At 38.2% G+C, this 3,429-nt stretch carries 2 protein-coding genes; both read left to right on the top strand.

From position 1 onward, the window contains the following. Positions 1-870 precede the first annotated feature (870 nt). Positions 871-1,446: a dihydrofolate reductase family protein gene (locus TR08_RS19570; RefSeq protein ID WP_045521112.1), complete on the top strand. Its 576-nt coding sequence runs from the start codon at positions 871-873 to the stop codon at positions 1,444-1,446. A gap of 564 nt (positions 1,447-2,010) precedes the next feature. Next, positions 2,011-3,285, top strand: a complete 1,275-nt coding sequence (locus tag TR08_RS19575; RefSeq protein ID WP_045521114.1) for an IS110 family transposase — start codon at positions 2,011-2,013, stop codon at positions 3,283-3,285. Positions 3,286-3,429 lie beyond the last annotated feature (144 nt).

The raw sequence follows: 3,429 nt of genomic DNA on the forward strand, positions 1-3,429 counted from the left end.
TTTGTCCAAATAAATTACAAGAAACAATCCCATTAGCAGCATAGAAGTAAAACTAAAAGTCTTATTGTTAAATAGTTACTTAAATTTTGAATGTTGTCTTATTCGTAGGATTTCAAATATGCACGGAGTACCAGGTTTCTTCAACAAAAGGGCACTGTGACCCATCAGTTTAGCATAACTGGCCTCCACCCCTTGGATAGGCATGACGAAGGAATGAGAGGGCAATTGACCCGTTGAGACATGGGAGGGAAAGCCTCCAGGGGCGGCGTGGAGATGTGCGTTATATGGTAAAATATGGAGTGGTAGTTGGCTCCTTTATTTAACTATGCCTTCACGAAGCCAAAATGATCTGAACTCATTTCAATTACCCGTAAATCCAATTACAAGGGTTATGAAATCCTGCGAATAAGTGAGCATTCGAGAGATATTCGTATCAAACTGAGGGAGTTGAAGAAGAAGTTTTTTGGTGATTGTGTTGAATAAGTTAATATATGTGAATTATTGAACAAAAGGGGTGCTTTACCTCAAGTTGGGGGTGTCACTTTTTTCTTCAACTACCATGAAAATAAGTTTCTTCAAGATTAGAAAAATGACAAAACTTAAGAAGACCCTGCTCAATCGTTAAAAAAAAGAGGAGAGGGTTCATTAATAAGTCTATGGATTAGGGTTGACTGGATCAAGGTCAGTATCAGTATTGACACTTCCTAACCATTTTCATTCTCTGTGGTGCAGCACTGATTTTGTGCTGCATGGATGGCTAACGGGCAGGTTTGGGATTAGCAATCCATAAGAAACACCCCCAGTTGAATTATGCTAAAATGTAGTTAATGTATAATGTAGATATTCCTCATGAACAAAGGAGAACTGAAAATGAGAAAACTTGTTCTATTTCTGCACGCATCGCTTGACGGTTTCGTAGAAGGGCCGAATGGTGAAATGGACATTGGCTGGGTTTCCTACGATGCTGATTTGGAGAAACACGCGAAAGAAATTCTGAGTACTGCCGACACTGTCATTTGGGGACGTGGGACTTATCAGATGATGCACAGTTACTGGCCATCTGTGCCTTCGAACCCATCAGCTTCACAGCATGAACGGAATCATGCCGAGTGGATCGAAAAGACAGCCAAAATCGTTTTTTCCACGACGCTGGAGAAAGTCGAATGGAATAATTCCAGACTCGTGAAAGAAGATGTCGAGGAGGAGATCAATAACCTCAAACAGCAGCCAGGCAAGGATATGGTCATCCTCGGCAGTCCTAGGTTCGCACACCACCTTATGCAGCTTGATTTAATTGATGAGTTTAAAATTACGGTTTCTCCCGTCCTGATCGGTAAGGGATTGCCGTTATTCCAAGGTCTCAAGGAGAAGATCAATCTTAAGCTAATCGAAAACCAGACCTTTGATTCTGGAGCCATAGGTCTCGTTTATCAGACGGTAAGATGACCTTGTCACTTAAGGTGATTACGCTAACGGGAGACGATAGCTCAATTAACCGCCTTTTCACAAAGGCGGTTTTCTTATGGTCACAAATCAACATTAGAGTATAACATAGCCTTAAAAAAGGATTTAAAAGGCGTTTTATGGCTTTTCGTTATCGCTTTATTTGGAGTGTCTTTTATAACGCATGCCTATAGTTATTTCAATACTAAAGAAATAAATTTACTCATCACTGGCTGTTATGAAAATGGTGGAGAAGTCATATTAGAAATCCATAATAATCTCTCAAGTAATTATTCATTTGAGTGTAAGCCGAAATAGATTAAATTGTAAATATTCATTGTAACGGAGGAACTTAATTTAATTGAGTTCCTCCATTTCTTATTCAACTGACGGGTGCAAGAGTTAAAGAACGGGATCGCTGTGGCGGTCCTATTTTGTTATTGAGCTAACGGGGCAGGTTAGCATTCCTGTAGATCGCTATTTTTCGACTTTGAAAAAAATAGGGCTCCTCAGTAAGATATGAGTATAGACACCACTCTAACTCACAACTTTAGGAGGAACCCTACTATGAATTTTAAAATGCAAGACAAACAAAATCAACTAATAGAAAGAATTTCCGATACACATCTTATTGTTGGTGTGGATATCGCTCAACAACTACACGTTGCCAGAGCAGTTAACTTCCGTGGAATTGTAGTCGGAGACCCTATTACTTTTGAAAATAATGAAGAGGGATTTGTTAAACTATTAAACTGGATTCAAGATTTAAAAAGATTAAAAAACTTAGATGCAGCAATAGTAGATATGGAGCCTACAGGCCATTACTGGATTAACCTATCAAAATGGTTATATAACCAAAACATTGAGGTAGTAACAGTCAATCCCCACTTAGTAAAAAGGAATAAAGAAAATCGTGATAATACTCAATCTAAGAGTGATAAAAAAGATGCACTCGTTATCGCGGATATGGTCAAAAACGGTTATTACTCCTTTATACGCCCATCATCAGAATCATTTGAGAAGCTTAGAGTGTTAATGTCTAATCGTGATGTGATTGTAAAACGTCTCGTTATGTCTATTAATCAAATAAATCGATGGGTAGATGTTGTCTTTCCAGAGCTGAGACAAGTGTTTAAAGATGTTTCGTGCAAAGGGGCCATCGCAACCCTTCGTTTGTTTCCAACTCCAGATGAAATATCTTTAATGGAGCCACTAGATGTCATGAGGGGATGGAAGTCATTAATGAAAAGACAACCAGGACCTAAAAAAGCTCAATTACTGATCAATCTAGCAAAATCTTCAATTGGAACTGGACAAGCACTTGATGCTTATAAATTCCATCTAGAACAATTATTGGAAGAATATGACCTCGCTGTAAAACAACTCGAAAGAGTTGAACAACAAGTTAAAGAAGTTCTCAACCAAATACCATTTGCAAAAAAGCTACTTATGATTAAAGGAATAAGTGAAATTTCATTAGCTGGGATACTCGGTGAGTCAGGAGATCTAAGTGGATTCTCTCACGGAAACTCTCTATTACGACATGCGGGATTACATCTAGCTGAAGCAAGTTCAGGCAAATGGAAAGGTCAGATTGTGATTTCAAAGCGTGGAAGGTCAAGACTACGACGCTTCCTCTACTTAGCAACTATGAGCCTTGTGATGAATAACCCTGAATTTAAAGCCCTACATTCCCATAATGTGAAGGTTAAAAAGATAAAGAAAATGAAATTAATCATGAAACTGGTCGGTAAACTAGCAAGGATTTTTGTAGGAATAGCACGACGAAACGAGTCTTACTGTCCTAATAAAATACAAGAATTGATTCCTTTAGCTGCTTAGGAATAAAACATTCGTTTATAAATAGACCCATTAAAAAATTGACTTTAATTTTGAATGTTGTCTTATTCGTAGGATTTCAAATATGTACGGAGTACCAGGTTTATTCAACAAAAGGGCACTGTGACCCATCAGGTTAGCATAACT

It is taken from the genome of Neobacillus niacini (genome assembly GCF_000759675.1).
GTDB classification, from domain to species: Bacteria; Bacillota; Bacilli; order Bacillales; family Cytobacillaceae; genus Neobacillus; species Neobacillus niacini_A.

What these genes read in the sequence shown, in the direction of transcription:
- TR08_RS19570 (WP_045521112.1), top strand. Translation starts at nt 871, where the DNA reads ATGAGAAAACTTGTTCTATTTCTGCACGCATCGCTTGACGGTTTCGTA.
- TR08_RS19575 (WP_045521114.1), top strand. Translation starts at nt 2,011, where the DNA reads ATGAATTTTAAAATGCAAGACAAACAAAATCAACTAATAGAAAGAATT.